The 16,341-nt window shown below is 67.7% G+C and carries 15 protein-coding genes; 11 read left to right on the top strand and 4 right to left on the bottom strand.

The features are described 5' to 3' along the window. A partial coding sequence (locus tag VI056_04205) for a hypothetical protein (protein HEY6202224.1) occupies positions 1-213 on the top strand: 213 nt, incomplete at its 5' end. Here VI056_04205 and phnE read toward each other — a convergent pair. The 3 genes from phnE to VI056_04190 form a co-directional block, all read right to left on the bottom strand. Next, on the bottom strand, positions 214-1,065 hold the full coding sequence (gene phnE / locus VI056_04200) for a phosphonate ABC transporter, permease protein PhnE (protein HEY6202223.1): 852 nt from the start codon (positions 1,063-1,065) through the stop codon (positions 214-216). After that, positions 1,065-1,931 (bottom strand): phosphonate ABC transporter ATP-binding protein, encoded by an 867-nt coding sequence (phnC, locus tag VI056_04195; GenBank protein ID HEY6202222.1) that lies wholly within the window; start codon positions 1,929-1,931, stop codon positions 1,065-1,067. The genes phnE and phnC overlap by 1 nt, the downstream gene beginning before the upstream one ends. Before the next feature lie 77 nt (positions 1,932-2,008). Next, positions 2,009-3,043 (bottom strand): phosphate/phosphite/phosphonate ABC transporter substrate-binding protein, encoded by a 1,035-nt coding sequence (locus VI056_04190; protein ID HEY6202221.1) that lies wholly within the window; start codon positions 3,041-3,043, stop codon positions 2,009-2,011. 47 nt (positions 3,044-3,090) lie between these two features. Here VI056_04190 and pyrF point away from each other — a divergent pair, with 47 nt between their 5' ends. From pyrF to VI056_04155, 7 genes are all read left to right on the top strand, one after another. Further along, positions 3,091-3,915 carry an orotidine-5'-phosphate decarboxylase gene (gene pyrF, locus VI056_04185; protein ID HEY6202220.1) on the top strand — a complete coding sequence of 275 codons (825 nt, stop codon included), beginning with the start codon at positions 3,091-3,093 and terminating at the stop codon, positions 3,913-3,915. Continuing rightward, positions 3,915-4,244 (top strand): Sec-independent protein translocase protein TatB, encoded by a 330-nt coding sequence (gene tatB, locus VI056_04180; protein ID HEY6202219.1) that lies wholly within the window; start codon positions 3,915-3,917, stop codon positions 4,242-4,244. The genes pyrF and tatB overlap by 1 nt, the downstream gene beginning before the upstream one ends. An 89-nt stretch (positions 4,245-4,333) precedes the next feature. Beyond that, positions 4,334-5,689 (top strand): protein translocase subunit SecD, encoded by a 1,356-nt coding sequence (gene secD, locus VI056_04175; GenBank protein HEY6202218.1) that lies wholly within the window; start codon positions 4,334-4,336, stop codon positions 5,687-5,689. Next, positions 5,689-6,603: a protein translocase subunit SecF gene (gene secF / locus VI056_04170; GenBank protein ID HEY6202217.1), complete on the top strand. Its 915-nt coding sequence runs from the start codon at positions 5,689-5,691 to the stop codon at positions 6,601-6,603. The genes secD and secF overlap by 1 nt, the downstream gene beginning before the upstream one ends. A 58-nt stretch (positions 6,604-6,661) precedes the next feature. Next, positions 6,662-7,090, top strand: a complete 429-nt coding sequence (locus VI056_04165) for a hypothetical protein (protein ID HEY6202216.1) — start codon at positions 6,662-6,664, stop codon at positions 7,088-7,090. Beyond that, complete coding sequence (locus VI056_04160) at positions 7,083-7,547, top strand: hypothetical protein (GenBank protein HEY6202215.1); 465 nt, start codon at positions 7,083-7,085, stop codon at positions 7,545-7,547. Before VI056_04165 ends, VI056_04160 begins: the two co-directional genes overlap by 8 nt. A 9-nt stretch (positions 7,548-7,556) precedes the next feature. Further along, the gene (locus tag VI056_04155) at positions 7,557-9,410 is read left to right on the top strand and encodes an AAA family ATPase (protein ID HEY6202214.1); all 1,854 of its coding nucleotides are present in this window, start codon (positions 7,557-7,559) and stop codon (positions 9,408-9,410) included. Here VI056_04155 and VI056_04150 read toward each other — a convergent pair. Next, positions 9,407-10,723, bottom strand: a complete 1,317-nt coding sequence (locus VI056_04150) for a hypothetical protein (protein HEY6202213.1) — start codon at positions 10,721-10,723, stop codon at positions 9,407-9,409. The genes VI056_04155 and VI056_04150 overlap by 4 nt on opposite strands. Before the next feature lie 452 nt (positions 10,724-11,175). Here VI056_04150 and recJ point away from each other — a divergent pair, with 452 nt between their 5' ends. The 3 genes from recJ to VI056_04135 all read left to right on the top strand — a co-directional run bounded on the left by recJ (position 11,176) and on the right by VI056_04135 (position 16,120). Then, entirely contained in the window at positions 11,176-12,882 is a 1,707-nt protein-coding gene (recJ, locus tag VI056_04145; GenBank protein HEY6202212.1) for a single-stranded-DNA-specific exonuclease RecJ, read from the top strand. After that, positions 12,882-15,101, top strand: a complete 2,220-nt coding sequence (locus VI056_04140; protein ID HEY6202211.1) for a bifunctional (p)ppGpp synthetase/guanosine-3',5'-bis(diphosphate) 3'-pyrophosphohydrolase — start codon at positions 12,882-12,884, stop codon at positions 15,099-15,101. The genes recJ and VI056_04140 overlap by 1 nt, the downstream gene beginning before the upstream one ends. A gap of 107 nt (positions 15,102-15,208) precedes the next feature. Continuing rightward, a complete protein-coding gene (locus tag VI056_04135) occupies positions 15,209-16,120 on the top strand; it encodes a hypothetical protein (protein ID HEY6202210.1) in 912 nt (303 codons plus the stop codon). Positions 16,121-16,341: the final 221 nt, after the last annotated feature.

Genomic DNA, 16,341 nt, shown 5'->3' with positions numbered 1-16,341 from the left:
GATGTGGCCCTGACGAGCGACGGGAAGAGCTGGAACAGCGTGTTCTCGCCCGACGGCAAGCAGATCGCCTTCCTCCGCGAGAGCGGCGGGGTCATCGACCTCTACGCGATGGACGTGTCCGAGGCGCTCGTCGGCGGGCCGGTCCGCGCCGCGGTGAAGCTCACGCGCGGCGAGGGGATCGACGGGGACAGCCGCCCGGCCTGGGGGCGCTGACTAGACCAGCCGCTTGCGGATCTGGCTCGAGAAGAAATCCATCGCCGCGACCGTCACCACGATCATGAAGATGATCAGGCCCGCCGCGCCGTAGTGGAGGAGGTTGATCGATTGGAAGAGCAGGATCCCGATCCCTCCACCGCCGACGTAGCCGAGGATCGGCGCGAGACGGACGTTGGTGTCGAGGCGGTAGATCGTGAACGAGATGAACGGATTCACGATCTGCGGGATCACCGCGGTCCAGATGACCTGGAAGCGGTTCGCGCCTGTCGCGGTGATCGCCTCGAGCGGGCCCGCGTCGATACCCTCGATCGCTTCTGAATAGAGCTTGCCCAGGACACCGACGTTGTGGAACGCCAGGCCGATGACGCCAGCGGCACTGCCGATGCCCAGGAGCACCGCCGTGATGATGACGACGATCAGCACATCGATGGAGCGCACGATCGTGAAGACAAGGCGCACCGCGACGTAGATCGCGGCAGTGACCGGGTGCCCGCTCATGATGTTGCGCGCGCCAAGGAAAGACAGCGGCAGCGCGACGACCACCGCGAAGGCCGTCGCGACGACGCCGAGGAAGATCGTCGCGACCATCAGGCCGGTGGCCGTGTCCCAGAACGTCTCGAACTCGTTCTGCGGCGTGAGGATCGAAAAGTCCCATTGGAAGAGCTGGCCGATCACACGGAACATGTAGTCGGGGTTGCTGTGGGAGACGTTGATGTCCGTGATCCGCAGCCCGACATAGACGACGGCGATCGCGATCGCGATAGGAAACAAACGCCGCCAGTCGGTCAGCGGATTGCGCTGGAGCTCGACGGGCACCGGAAGCCCGCGAGCCACGAAGTACTCGGCCATCAGCGGTCGGGGAGTCCGAGCAGGGCGGAGGCGGTCGTCGCGTCCTCGGCGAGCGCGCGCGTCGCGGCCTCCGCGGCGGTGAGCCCCTGCGGACCCCCGAGGCCGATCTCGACCTCGACCGCGTCTTCGCCGTAGATCTCGCGGAACTTCGCCTCGTCGATCGCCGCGGGCTTGCCGTCGTACGCGACCCTGCCGCCCTTCAGCGCGATCACGCGTGTCCCGTAGCGTCGCGCGAGGGACAGGAAGTGCAACGAGCAGATGACGGTGATGCCGTCCTTCTTGTTGATCTCCTCGAGGTACTTCATCACCGAGTGGCTGGTCGCCGGGTCGAGGCTCGCGACGGGCTCGTCGGCGAGCATGAGCTCGGGCTTCTGCATCAAGGCGCGCGCGATGCCGACGCGCTGCTGCTGCCCACCCGAGAGCGCGTCGGCCCGCCCGAACGCCTTCTCCACGATCCCGACCCGGGAGAGGTTCTCGAATGCGAGCGCGGTGTCCTCGCGCGTCGGTCGCGAGGCGATCGTGCGCCAGGTCGTGCGGTAGCCGAGCCGGCCCGCAAGCACGTTGCCGAACACGGAGCTGCGCCGCACGAGGTTGAACTGCTGGAAGATCATCCCGATGCGACGGCGGATGCGCCGCAGCTCGGCCCCGCCGGCGGCGGTGACGTCGGCGCCGTCGAACACGATCCGGCCGCTCGTCGGTTCGACGAGACGATTGATGCAGCGGAGCAGCGTCGACTTGCCGGACCCCGACAGGCCGATGAGCACGACGAACTCGCCGCGTTGGACGTCGAGCGAAATGCCGTCGAGGGCGCGCGTGCCGGTCGGATATGTCTTCACAAGATCGGTGATCGCGAGGATGGCCGGCATCCGCGGCAGTCTAGTGAAGAACGAAGGCCGCCGGTCATCCCGGCGGCCTTCGCGGAACGCGTTGTCCTTCGTCGGTATTAGGGCGCCTTGCTCGGTGAGGGCGCGACCGTTGCGGCCGGTCGCGGCGTGTTCTTCGCGAGCGTGGCCACGTCAACGCCAGCGAGCTTCGCGGCTTCGCGCATCGGGTCGTAGAACTTCGCGTCGATCTCCTGCATACCGTTCCACGCGAAGAGAGCGAGGAACTTCGCCTTTCCGTCATCGGTCTTGCTGTAGTCGATGAGCGCCTGCTTCACGGTCTTCCCGAGATCGGCGGGGAAGTCCTTCTGAAGGGCGACACCGTCGTTCGGGATCGGACCCGCGGTGTCGATGACCTTGGTCTTCGATTTGATGTCCGGGTTCGCGGCAACCAGCGAGTCGCGTGCATCGATGAATGTCGCCGCGCCGTCGACCGTTCCCTGATAGACCGCGAGCGCCGCCTGCGGGTGTCCGCCGGCGAAGATGATGTTGTTCGCGCCGAACCAGGTCTTCGGGTCCTGGCCCGTCTTGTTCTTGATCGTCAGCGTCGGATAGACGTAGCCGGACGCCGACAGCGTGTCGACGAACGCGAACTTCTTGCCCTTGAGGCCATTGATGTCGGTGATGCCGCTGTCAGAGCGGACCAGGATCTGCGACTGGTACGTCGGGCTGAGCACCGTCGTGCCGTCGAGCTTGACCTCGTTGCGCAGCGCGCCGAGGACCGGCGTGCCGCAGGCGCGATCGAGGAGGAGCGTCATCTGCAGCGGTGCGAAGAAGCCGACGTCGATCTGGCCGGCGCACATGCCCTCGACCTGCGCGGCGTAGCTGCTCATGACGGTGACCTTCCACGCTAGGCCGGTGGCGCGCTCGAGAGCAGCCTTGATCGCCGCCCCGTTGGTCGCGATGGTGGCCGCCTCCTGGGACGGCGTGAACGCCAGAACGACCGGACGGTCGAACGAGCCGATGCGGGGTCCGGTGCTTGCCTTGGCCACATCGGTGGCTGCGGGTGGCGTCGTGGTGCCGGTGCCGCCGCAGGCGGCGACCACGAGGCCCGCGGCCAGCGCCCACCCGAGCGGACCGCGGAGCGTGCGTCGCATGAGTCCCCTCCTTCAAATACTGGAAGCGTCCTTATAGTAGGTCGGACGTGACCTTTCTCACCAAGCTCGCGGAGTCGTCGCGAGCGCGGGACAGCATCGTGTGTGTCGGGCTCGATCCCGAGCCCGATCTCATCCCCGAGATGCTCGGCTCCGGCCCTCAGGCCGCGCTGCGCTTTCTTCGGAGGGTGATCCGCGCCACTTCGGATTACGCGTGCGCGTACAAGCCGAACCTCGCGTTCTACGAGCGTTACGGGAGCGCGGCCTTCGACGTGCTCGGCCTGACACTCCAGGCGATCCCCGACGATATCCCCGTCGTGCTCGACGCGAAGCGTGGCGACGTCCCGAACACATCCGCCGCATACGCTGACGCGCTGTTCGACTCGTTCCACGCCGACGCGGTGACCGTCGCGCCATATGTCGGCATGGACAGCATCGAGCCGTTCTGCCGGGCCGGGCGCTACGCGTTGGTGCTCGCTCGAACGAGCAATCCCGGCGCGGGAGATGTCCAGGACCTCATGGTCGAAGGGCGACCGTTGTACGAACGTGTCGTCGAGCGCAGCGTCGCATCGTTCGTTGCCGGGTCCTGCGGCTTCGTCGTCGGCGCGACCTATCCGGGAGAGGCGCGTCGCATCCGGGAGCTCGCGCCCGATCGCCTCTTCCTCATGCCCGGGGTCGGCAGCCAGGGCGGTGACGTCGCGACCGCCATCCGCGCGGCGCTCGACGCGCGCGGCGGTGGGGTGCTCCCGTCCGCATCGCGTTCGGTTACATACGCCTCCTCGGGAGCGGACTTCGAGACCGCCGCCGCGTCCGCGGCACGCACGCTTCGCGACGCGGCGAATGCCGCGCGCGGCGCAGCTGTGGAGCACCGCTGATGTTCGGGATAGGCCCGGAGGAGCTGATCCTTGTTCTCATCGTCGCGCTGCTGGTCCTTGGACCAGAAAGGCTGCCACGCGTCGCGCGCGACGTTGGCCGCGTTGTCGGCGACCTCCGCCGCACCTCCGATGAATTCCGCGAGGAGTTCCTCCAGGCGGACAAGTACCTGGAGAAGCCTGCGCAGAGCGCGCCGAAGCCCGTCGCCGAGCCCGCTCCGGCGGCGATCCCGGCAAGTGCGCCGAGCGACCCGAACGAGTCCGCGTTCGATCGCGAGATGCGCGAGGCGCGCGAGCGGCTCGCGGCCTCACGCGAAAAGCCCGCGACGTAGGCGTCGCATGCACGCTCCGTCACCTATACTGGTGACGTTGAGCGCCCGAGTGGCGCTCTTTTCACGCCCGGAGGAATAGCTCAAAAGAGATGCGCCTGAGTTCCTGGTTGGTCGCGCTCGTGGCGGTGCTCGCGATCTTCGTGGATATCCCGAAGCACCAGTTCTCCTTCCCCTTCAATTGTCCGGGCATCTGCCTGAAGATCGGCGACTTCCAGGTCAATCAAGAGATCAAGACGCACCTCGGCCTCGACCTGCAGGGCGGGACGCAGCTCGTCCTCCGTCTGCAATACGAGAAGCTCCCGGCCGGATCCAACGCGTCGCAGAGCGAGCTTCAGACGCAAACGATCCGCGTCATCGAGAACCGCATCAACAACCTCGGTGTCTCGGAGCCGGTCATCCAGGGTCTCGGCACGGACAAGATCCTCCTCGAGCTCCCTGGGATCGACGACCTTCAGCAGGCGAACGACGTGGCCACGCGCCAGGCGTTCCTCGAGGTCAAGGTCCCCGACAAGGACAACCCGGGGAAGTACAAGTCGCTCGAGCCGCCGCTCACCGGCGCGGACCTGAACCCGAACGGCGTGTACGTGACGTTCCAGAACGGCACGAAGCCGGTGGTGCACTTCGAGTTCAAGGGCGCCGCAAGCGACCGCTGGGTCCAGATCTCGAAGGACTACCTGAACCAGCCGGTCCAGATCACTCTCGACGGCAAGGAAGTCTCCGCGCCCGTGATCCAGACCGTGTTCACGACGGGCACCGGGATCATCGAGGGGAACTTCACCACCAAGTCCGCGAACGAGCTCTCGATCCAGCTCAAGTCAGGTTCCCTACCGGTGCCGCTCGAGGTCATCCAGTCGTCACGCGTCGAGCCGACGCTCGGCCGCGACTCGGTGAACCGCAGCCTCGTGGCGGGAGCCATCGGCCTCCTGCTCGTCGCGTTCTTCATGATCGCGTACTACCGTCTGCCCGGAGCGATCGCGGTGCTCGCGCTCCTCTACTACACGGCGCTGACCTACGCGCTCTTCCGTCTCGTCCCGGTGACGCTCACCCTCGCCGGCATCGCCGGATTCATCCTGTCCATCGGCATGGCGGTCGACGCGAACGTCCTCACCTTCGAGCGGCTCAAAGAAGAGCTTCGCTCCGGCAAGTCGCTCCGCGCCGCGGTCGAGGAAGGACGCCGCCGCGCGTTCCCGTCCATCCTGTACTCGAACCTGGCGACGATCATGACCGCCGGCATCCTGTTCTGGTTCGGGACGGGGACGGTGAAGGGCTTCGCGCTCACGCTCGCGATCGGTGTCGGCGTGTCGTTCTTCACCGCCGTCATCGTCACGCAGATGCTGCTGCACGCCGTGATCGAGGTGAACTCATTGCGCCGTCGACGCCTCTATGGCGTCGAGGAGAAGGCCCCCGATGCGCGCGCCGCGGCCTCGCCGGTGGTGGCCGTCTGATGGTGAGGTTCGTCGAGCGCAAGTGGTGGTACTTCGGTCTGTCCGGCCTCCTCATCGTTCCCGGACTCATCTTCCTGTTGCTCGGCGGGCTGAAGCCGGGGATCGAGTTCAAGGGCGGAACGCTCCTCGACGTGCGGTTCGACACGCCGCCGGCGGTAGCGGATGTCTCCGACGTGTTGACCGGCCTCGGGCGGCGCGAAGCGATCGTGCAGGTCGCCGAGGGCGGCCGGATCGAGATCAGGACCTTCGAGATGAAGCCGGACGAGCTGGTGGCGACAGAGGCCGCGCTCCGCGCCAAGTTCGGCACGAACGTGAAGGACGTGAATCCATCGACCGTCAGCCCGTCGTTCAGCGGGGAGCTCATCGACAACGCCGTGCGCTCGATCGCGCTCGCGTCGGTGCTGATCGTCCTGCTCATCGCGTTCGCCTTCCGGAACTTCGGCTGGGCGGCGTTCCGCTACGGCATCGCGGCCATCATCTCGCTTCTCCATGACGCCGCGGTGGTCCTCGGTCTCTTCGGGATCCTGGGCTATCTCTTCAATATCGAGATCGACAGCCTCTTCGTAACGGCGGTCCTGACGATCATCGGCTTCTCGGTACACGACACCATCGTGGTGTTCGACCGGATCCGCGAGAACCTGCGGCTGAACCCGGGCGAGGCCCTGAATCCGGTCATCAACTTCTCGATCATGCAGACCCTTGCACGGTCCGTGATCACGTCGCTGACGGTCGTCCTGACGTTGCTGGCGCTATACCTGTTCGGGGGCTTCTCGATGCGAAACTTCGCGCTGGCGCTGCTGGTAGGCATCGTATCCGGGACGTATTCGTCGATCTTCAACGCCAGCCAGATCATCTCGCTGTGGCAGGAGGTGGAGGACCGCCTTCGGCATCGGGCTTCCCCGGCACCCGCTTAACCAGACTCAACCCCAGTGGCGTGCCGTCCACGTCGCCGTGGCACGTACACTTTCCTAGATGTTCGGGCTGAACCTCATCCCGCCGCTGGTACGCACGGCGATGGCGATGCTGCTCGTCGGCGGTCTCATGGGATACGCAGGTACGGCCTTCGCCACGACGCTCGTTGCCGACTCAGGGATCCTCGGCGGGGGCGGCGAATCGAACGACGCCCACAAGTACATGATGGCCTTGCTCAAGCGTGAGGCCGACAGCCTCTCACAGCTGCGACCGGCGAGCGACGTCGTCTCTCGTGCGCTCGATCAGCAGAACGCGTCACAGCAGGCGCAGGATGTGAAACCGCTCTCGGTGACGTACCTCGGCGGCATCTCGTCCGGACGGCTCAGCGTCCACATCTACGCGGTCGAGCTGCAGGCCGGCAGCGGGCAGTACCAGTTCTTCCCGCTGGCGCTCACGATCGTCGGCGGCAAGGTGGTGCGCGTTGAGTAGCGCCGTCGCGCCTGTGGGCGGTCCGATGCACACCGCCGCTCCCGGGAGCGGAGCGATGAACAGCGCCCGCGCGGCTCTGATCCTCGCTACGTTCCTCGGCGGTCTGGTGGCGGGAGTTTCGCTGTACGCCCTCACCGACAAAGGCGCCGACGCGAATCCGTACACCAGTCTGCCGAGGTCGTCCGAACCGGCGGTCACGGCCGACGTCGCTCGTGCTCTGGCGAGCGACGACGCGAAGGCGCTGGCCAACGAGCTCGACATGCAAGTCTTGCAGCAGCTTCAGACCGCGATTCAACCTTTGACGGACATCCGAAGTATGAAGTTCGTGGGCGCGGTGGAGAAGAACGGTCGCACTCTCGCCGCATACGTCGCGGGCGGTCGGACCAGCGATGGTACGGACGTCCTCGTCGGATTCGTCCTTCGCGTGACCGGCGACCAGATCGTTGGGGTGAACTAGGTGGCGAGCATGCAGACGGCACTCGGCAACACCGCGTACGTGCTTGATCACAACAAGAAACGCCTGCTGATCCTGTTCATCGTGGTGGGTGGCGCGATCGGCCTGTACGGCATCCGCGGCATCTTCCAGGGGATCCTCGACATGATCGGGCAGGCGCCGCAGCTGCTCGTCCTGCTGCTCTTCTACTCGTTCATGATGATCGTGCAGTTCGGGGCGCTGATGTGGTTCATGTCGCGCCCGCGCACCTACACGGTCACGCCTGACAAGCCGCAGATCGGGCTCTCATTCGAGAACTACCGCGGTCAGCCAGACCTGCTCGACCACGCGAAGAGCCTGGTCCGGATCCTGAAGGGCGTGAAGACGTTCCAGGACCGCGGCGGCGAGATGCCCCAGGGCATGCTGCTCGCGGGCCCGCCCGGCACCGGCAAGACGTTCCTCGCGGGCGTCATGGCGGCCGAGGCGAACCTGCCGTTCATCTACGTCGACGCTTCGAGCCTCTCGAGCATGTGGATGGGCGTGGACGCCCTCATCGTGATCTCACTGTTCCGCAAGGCACGTGGCCTCGCGCGCAAGTACGCGACGCCCGGGCAGCCCGGCTGCTGCATCCTCTTCCTTGACGAGCTCGACTCGGTCGGGCTGTCCCGCGGCGGCATGTCCGGCGGCCAGCAGCAAGGAATGATGGGCCCGATGGGCATGATGGGCGGCCGCGGCCTGGCCCTGAACACGATGCTCAACCAGATGGACTCGCTCGGGAAGCACGTCGAAGACCGCATGAAGTACAAGATCGCGCGGTGGCTCGGCATCGTCCGCGGCCCCGTGCCGCCGAAGCCCGTGGTGTTCGTCATCGGCGCGACCAACCGGCCCGACGTGCTCGACCCGGCGCTGGTGCGTGCCGGCCGTCTCGACCGCAAGCTCATGGTCTACGAGCCCGACGGCGAAGGCCGCAAGGACATCCTCCAGCACTACCTGCGCCTCAAGGCGCACGACCCCGAGATCCCGGTCGAGCTCATGGTCGCGGACTCCATCGGCTGGACACCGATCGAGCTGAAGACCGTCATCAACGAGGCGCTCATCGTCGCGCACGACGCGGGACGCGAATTCCTCACCTACAAGGACTGGCTCACCGCCCGCGACGCGCGACTGCTCGGCATCAAGCAGCCGATCCTCAGCATGTCGGCGCACGACCGGCGCACCATCGCCTACCACGAAGCCGGCCACGCGATCGCCTCGCACTACCTCAACAAGGACGACCGCATCCAGAAGGCCTCGATCATCCGCATGGGTGACGCGTACGGCGTCGTCATGCCCACGCCGAAGCTCGAGCGCCACCAGCTCCACGCCGAAGAGGTCGAGAACGACATCATGGTGTCGCTCGGATCCCGGGCCGTCGAAGAGATCATCCTGCACACGAAGACGGCGAACGCCTCGTCGGACCTGCGGAATGCGACCAACCGCGCGATCGCATACGTGGGCACGTGGGGCATGGGATCGACGCTCCTCGCATTCCCGCCGAGCGCCGCGGGCGCGCCGCCCCAGGTGCTCTCGCTCGCCGACAAGCTGCTCGAGGGTCTCTTCGAGGAGACCAAGCGGCTCATTCGCGAGAAGGAGTACGCCGTACACGCGATCGCCGGCCAGCTGCTCCAGCGTGGCGAGCTCATCGGTCCCGAGCTGGACGAGATCTTCGCGGCTGCCGACCTGTCGAACCCCGAGATGGCGAAAGAGTTCGTCCGGCGTCCGGTGAACCTGCCGAAGATGTCCGACCTCATGAAGAAGGAAGAGCAGCCGCCCGAGGTCGCTGTCGTTCCTGTGGCTGCGTCGGATCTGCCCGGCCAGCCGGCGCCGACGCCGATACCGGGGGGCTAGCGGGCGTACGCCTTCGCGAGCTGCGCGAGGGTGACGAAGCGGAGCGGTCCGGCGTCGCGGTCGTAGCGGTAGGGGTCGAGGGCGCGGAACAGCGTCTCGATCGCGGCGCGCTCCGTCGCGTCGATCGTTCCGGGATGGCTCACGATAGTGAGTGCCCGTCGCTGCGCCGCCGGCTGGCCCGGCGCGGCGATCTTTCGCAGGTCGGCCGCCGCGACCGCCGCGATCGACGACACGCTGTGACCGTACGTGTTGCCCGCGATCGTCGGCGCCTCGAGCAGACTCAGATCTCCGGCACTGTTGGCGTCATCGCGGGCTGGGTAATAGGGCTGCGCGTCGGACGCCAGCGTCCACGGGAGCTGCAGTTGACCGAACGGCCCAGCCGGTGTGGCGCTGCAGTCCGCAGTGAACCCGAGCGCTGCGACCGCGCGAAGGTTCGCCGCGTTCGCGAACAGACCGCCGCCGCGGAATGACGTCGGCTTCGGCAGGCCGTGGTCCGCGAAGAGTCGGAGCGAGTACTCGACGAGCGTTCGCGTCTCGGCTTCGTCGAATGCGGTAATCGGCACGTCGTAGCCATCGCTGCGGCCTGCCCAGTTCGGCGCGGTGCGCGGCACGAGGCCGGCGGCTCGAACGAAGTCGGTCCACATATGCAAGTGGAGCGCGATCTCGTCGCCCTTCGACGCCCGGAGCTTTGTCCAGGCGAGCATCGCGTCGGCGCGCGAGGCGCTGACCTGTGTTGTGGTCCACACCCGCGGATTCCACATGAGCGTCATCGGCACGCCGATGGCATCCGCGATCGCCGCGGTGTTCGCCATCTCGGCGTCACCCGCGGCATCGCCCTCGAAGTCGAGCGTCCAGACGACGTACTCGGGGTGCGACACGAGGAAGGTCGTTGCTCCCACCATCGCATCGGTGCCATCCGCGAGCCGCACGAAGACCTCGGCGCGGTGCTCGCCTGGCGAGAACCCGTCCAGCGGGACGGCGCCGACGGCGCCGAAGCCGCGCGGCCCGCCGGCGGTGACGACCATCGGCGTGTTGCGACCCTCCACGCGCACCCGCGGCGACCCGGGTCGCGGGTCGACGGCGAAATCGGCGGTGATCATGGCCGAGTCTTGCTGAAGAGGGTCGGGCAGCGTGTACCAGCGACGCAGCGTGCCGACCTTCGCCTCGATCGCGCGCGACAGACCGGCGGCGGTCTGGGTCGCCGCGGCCGTAGAGCCTGCGGCGGACGCTGACGTGGATGGCGCGGCGATGGGCGCGGCCGGAGCGCAGGAGACGGCGCCGGCTGCGATGAGAACCGCGATGAGGGCCCGCATCGGCCCATCGTAGGGAGCACAGCACAGAATCGACGCAAATGCGATGGGAAGAACTCAATTGGAATGCCCGCGCGTTCCGGCTAGCACACGCGGTCATCGCGGTAGCTGAGCTCAGCGGACTCGTGTATGTCTGGATGTGTGCGTTACAGCGCCGGCGCGATCGCTGGCTCATCGCCGCAGTGGGAACGTTGTGCGCGCAGGGGATCGGCATCGTCATCGGCCGCGGCAACTGCCCGCTCGGGCCACTCCAGCGCAGACTCGGCGACCCGACGCCCTTATTCGAGCTTGTGCTCCCGCGGCGTGCCGCAAAGGCCGCGTTCCCCGTGCTGCTTGTGGTGACGCTTACGGCTATGGCCGCCGTACTGATGCGGCCGCCAGCCAAGCCAGTAGCTTCGCGGCGCCTTCGGTCCTCCTGTACCGGCGGAACAGGGTCTGAGAAACTTGTTCCTTAGATGAGCCTCACAGCGCTGCGACGCTGGGTCCTGCCGAACACCGTGGACCTGACTGCCCCCGACGGGATCCCGCCGCTGGTCGCTCGCATCCTCGCGGCGCGCGGCATCGAGGTCGGCGACATGGCCGATTTCCTCGCGGCGCGAGCGGTCGAGAACGGGCCGCCGATGCTCGACCTGGATCGCGCGGTCGAGCGTCTCCGTCGTGCGCTCGCGGCTCGCGAGCGCATCGTCGTCTACGGGGACTACGACGTGGACGGCATCGCCGGCTCTGCGATCCTCGTGCGTGCGTTCCGGCAGATCGGCGTAGCGGTCGCGGCGTACATCCCGAACCGGTACGAAGAGGGGTACGGGCTCAACGAGGAAGCGCTCCGGAAACTTGCCGCCGACGGCGCGCGCGTCATCGTGTCGGTCGACTGCGGCGTCACCGCCGTGCGGGAAGCCGCGCTCGCGCGCGAGCTCGGCGTCGACCTGATCATCACCGACCACCACCACCCGCCGGCCGAGCTGCCCGATGCCTATGCGGTCGTGAACCCGCGCCGCGTCGGCGACCCGTCGCTCGACAAGGAGCTCGCGGGCGCGGGCGTCGCGCTGGTCCTCGCGCGCAAGCTGCTCGGCGAGCTTGGCTTCGCGCTCCGACGGGACGAGCTCATGCAGCTCGTCGCGCTCGCGACGGTCGCCGACGTGGTCCCGCTGCGCGGAGCGAATCGCGCGCTGGTCCGCTCCGGCCTCGAGGCGCTCAACCGCGCTCCGATCACCGGCGTGCGCGCGCTGGTGGACCGCGCCGGCCTGAAGCTCGGAAGCGTGACGTCGGCCAACATCGGTTACGTCCTGGGGCCGCGGCTCAACGCCGCCGGGCGGATCACCGACGCCGAGGAGGCGCTCCGGCTGCTGCTGACGGAGGAGGCCGATGAGGCCAAGGTCCTCGCGGAGCACCTCGAATCGAAGAACCTCGAGCGCCAGGAGCTGACGCGCCAGGTCGTGAAGGGCGCGCGCGAACGCGCCCAGGAGCGACCCGAGGCATGGGCGACCGTCGTCTCCGACCCGGCGTGGCCCGCGGGCATCGTCGGGCTGGGCGCGTCGCGCCTGGTCGAGGACTACGGCCGCCCGGCGGTGGTCATCGCACTGGACGGGGAGGAGGGCAAGGGGTCCTGTCGGTCCATCTCGGCGGTGCACATCGCCGAAGCGCTCCATGAATGTGACGACCTGCTCATCAAGCACGGTGGCCACGCGATGGCCGCCGGTTTCTCGATCGCGCGCGAGAAGATACCCGCGTTCACCGATCGGCTCGATGAAGTCGTGCGCCGCCGGCTCGGCGGCGTCCGGCCGGTGCCGTCGCTGCGCGTCGACGCGGAGATCGAGCCGGAGGCGCTGACCTCGCGGCTCGCGCTCGAGCTCGCGTCGCTCGAGCCGTGCGGGGCGGGGAATCCGAGGCCGCATCTCTTGCTCCGCGGCGTCAAGGTCTTCGGGATCCGGCAGGTCGGCGCCGACTCCGATCACCTGCGTTGCAAGATCACCGTCGGCCGCTTCACGTTCGACGCGATGGCCTTCCGTCGCGGCGAGCATGTGGAGGCGATGACCGACGCGGGATCCGTCGACGCCGTGGTCACCGTCGGCGCGGGCCTGCGTGGCTTCGTCGAGCTCGAGCTCCAGGACTTCGGTCCGATCGGCACCGCCGATCGCATGCGTCTCGAAATGGCGGTCGCCTGATGGCCGAGCGCGCGAACACGATCACCTCGCGGATCGTCGGGATCACCGACCGCCTCCGACCGCAGCGCCACGGCCACGTCGATCTCGAGGCGATCGTCAAGGAGATGCTGCGTCACTACCCCGACGGTGACGCGGAGCTCGTGCGCCGGGCGTACGCCTACGCCGCCGAAGCGCACGCCGGACAGAAGCGCGTGTCGGGTGAGCCCTACATCACGCACCCCGCGGCAGTCGGGATGCTCATCGCCGAGCTCGGCATGGAGGCCGCGACGATCGCGGCGACCGTCCTCCACGACGTCCCTGAGGACACCGCGCGCACGGTCGATGACATCCGTCTCGAGTTCGGTGACGAGATCGGTCGCCTCGTCGAAGGGGTCACGAAGCTCGGCCGGCTCCAGGGGCAGTCGCGCGACGCGCATCAGGCCGAGAACATCCGGAAGATGTTCCTCGCGATGGCGGACGACCTCCGCGTCGTGATCATCAAGCTCTGCGACCGCCTCCACAACATGCGCACGCTCGGGCCGCTGCCGGTGGAGAAGCAGAAGCGCATCGCGCGTCAGACGCTCGAGATCTACGCGCCGCTCGCCCATCGGCTCGGGATCTGGCAGATCAAGTGGGAGCTCGAGGACCTCTCCTTCAAGTACCTCGAGCCCGAGCAGTACAAAGAGGTCGCCGAGCAGCTCGCCGAGCGCCGCCAGGTCCGTGAGCGCTCGATCGATCAGGCGATGAAGACGCTCGCGACCGAGCTTGAGCGGGCCGGGATCCGCGCCGAGCTGTCCGGCCGCGCGAAGCACCTCTGGTCGATCGCGCAGAAGATGCGCCGCAAGAACGTCGGGATCAACGAGGTCTACGACCTGCTCGCGGTCCGCGTCATCGTCGCCGACGTTCCAGCGTGCTACGCGGCGCTCGGCGTGGTGCACACGCTGTGGCCGCCGATCCCCGGCCAGTTCGACGACTACATCGCGGTCCCCAAGGCGAACCTCTATCAGTCGCTGCACACCGCGGTCATGGGTCCTGGCGGCCAGCCGCTCGAGATCCAGGTCCGCACGCAGGAGATGCATGCGCTCTCGGAGTACGGCATCGCGGCGCACTGGCGATACAAGGAAGGCGGGAAAGCGGACCGCGATCGCGACTACGAGTCGAAGCTCGCGTGGGTCCGGCAGCTGCTCGAGTGGCAGCACGACGTGACCGACGCGCAGGAGTTCGTCGAGTCACTCAAGGTCGACGTGTTCCAGGACGAGGTGTTCGTCTTCACGCCGAAGGGCGAGGTGAAGGCCCTGACGGCCGGCGCGACGCCGATCGACTTCGCGTACCGCATCCACACCGATGTCGGGCACCGCACGATCGGCGCGAAAGTGAACGGGCGCATCGTGCCCCTCGATCACCACCTCCAGTCGGGCGACATCGTCGAGATCGTCACCAGCAAGGCCGCGCGCGGTCCATCTCGTGACTGGATCGGCATGGTCCGGACGCCGGGCGCGCGCGAGAAGATCCGTCAGTGGTTCAAGCGAGAGCAGCGCGACGAGAACGTCACACACGGAAAGGAACTGCTGGATCGCGAGCTCAAGCGCCTCGCGCAGCGGTCGCTCGGCGATCTCTCGGACGAGGACCTCCGCAGGGTGACCGAGGCGATGAACATGCACGACCTCGACACCATGTTCGCGTCGCTCGGATACGGCGAGATCACCGCGGCGCAGGTCGTCATGCGGCTCGGCATCGTCGACGACGCCCAGGTGCAGCTGCCGGGGTCGGCACCGCCGCTCCCACCGACCACATCCCGCGGGGGCGTCACCGTGAAGGGCGTCGAGGATCTGCTCGTGCGGTTCGCGGTGTGCTGCAACCCCGTGCCCGGAGACCAGATCGTCGGGTACATCACGCGCGGCCGTGGCGTGACGGTGCACCGCGCTGACTGCGCGAACGTGAAGTCGAGCTCCGAGAAGGAGCGGCACGTCGAGGTGGACTGGGAGAAGTCTGCCGCGCGAACGTACCCGGTCGCGATCCGCATCGAGGGGTGGGACCGTGACGGCTTCCTGCGCGACGTCGCCGCGGTCATCAGCGAGAACCAGGTCGCGCTGGTCGCACTGTCGGCGCTTGCAAATCCTGACAAGAGCGCCACGGTCAACGCGACGCTTCAGGTCACGAGCGTCGAACAGCTCTCACGCGTACTCGCGAAGCTCGAGGGCGTCCGCGACGTGTTCAGCGTCCATCGCGACGGTCGCTAGGAGATGCCCGCTGGCCTCGGCGCGCTCGTCGTGGACGAGCGCATCGAGCGGGTCGCGACGGAGATCACCTTCGTGCCGAGGCACCTCGGCGCGACACCGCCGCAGCCGTGACAGTCTTCGACCCCGAGAACGGACGGCCGATCGCGGCGCCACCGTGCGCCGGGCCGGGCTGCTGGGCCGGCGCGCCGGGCGGGTACAACGACGGCCGTGACACCTACCTCGTGTATCGGATGCGCCGTCCGCAGCCTGGACGCGGATACGAGCTCCGCGTCGCGGCTAGCCCCGACGGCATCCGCTACGAGACCGTGTGGTCTGCCGGCAAGGAGCGCTTCGACGCGGAATCGATAGAGCGCTGCTCGATCCTGCGTGTCGGTGACGTTTGGCGGCTGTACGCGAGCTTCGTGCGGCGAGCGGACCGGCGATGGTGCATCGGGCTCATGGAGGCGCGCGCCGTCGACGCCTTCGAGCCGGCCGACCTTGTCGTCGTTCTCGAGCCGCAGACTCTCGGCCTCGCGGCAGTGAAGGATCCCTGGCTTCGGCGCGATCGAGGTCGGTGGCTCATGTTCGTTTCCTGCGGCACGCTGCCGGAGTCGCAAGCCGCCTCCCTTCACGCCACCGGCGATGCGTTGTCCACGGGGCGGACGCTCTCGGTCAGTGGCGTCGCGACGAGCGTCGACGGCAAGCTGTGGACGTGGGAAGGTCCGACACTCTGGCCGAGCGCTTCGGGCTGGGACGCGTTCACTGCGCGCCTCACGACCGCGCTACCCGATGGAGACGGTTGGCTCGGGCTCTACGACGGCAGCGCGTCGCTTGCCGAGAACTACGAAGAGCGCTGCGGCCTCGCGCGCAGCCGCGACCTTCGGAGCTGGGAGCGCGTCAGCGTCGATGGCCCATCGATCGGCACCGCTCGTGGGTCCGGTGGCGTTCGTTACGTCGATATCACCGCGGGCGGCGACGTGTTCTACGAATACACGCGGCCCGACGGAGCGCACGAGCTGCGGGTGACGCACACCCGCTGATCCGGGAACCGGCCGAGGGGAGCCGTTGTACGGCGGATAGGCCCAGCGACCGGAGGTGAGTCATGCGCCGGATCCTGCTCGCGCTCGTCATTTCACTCCTGACCCTCGCATCCTTCGCGGCGCCCGCCGCGGCGAAATGTCCCACGTGCGTCGACGGCGTCTCGGTCCAGACACCCGATGGCCAGCCGTGGTCCGAGGGCAAGCCGGTGACGCTGGTCGTG

This window comes from Candidatus Limnocylindria bacterium (assembly GCA_036523395.1).
Classification (GTDB): Bacteria; Chloroflexota; Limnocylindria; order P2-11E; family P2-11E; genus CF-39.
The sequence above is the reverse complement of the archived record's forward strand: the minus strand, read 5'-3'. Positions and strand labels throughout refer to the sequence as shown.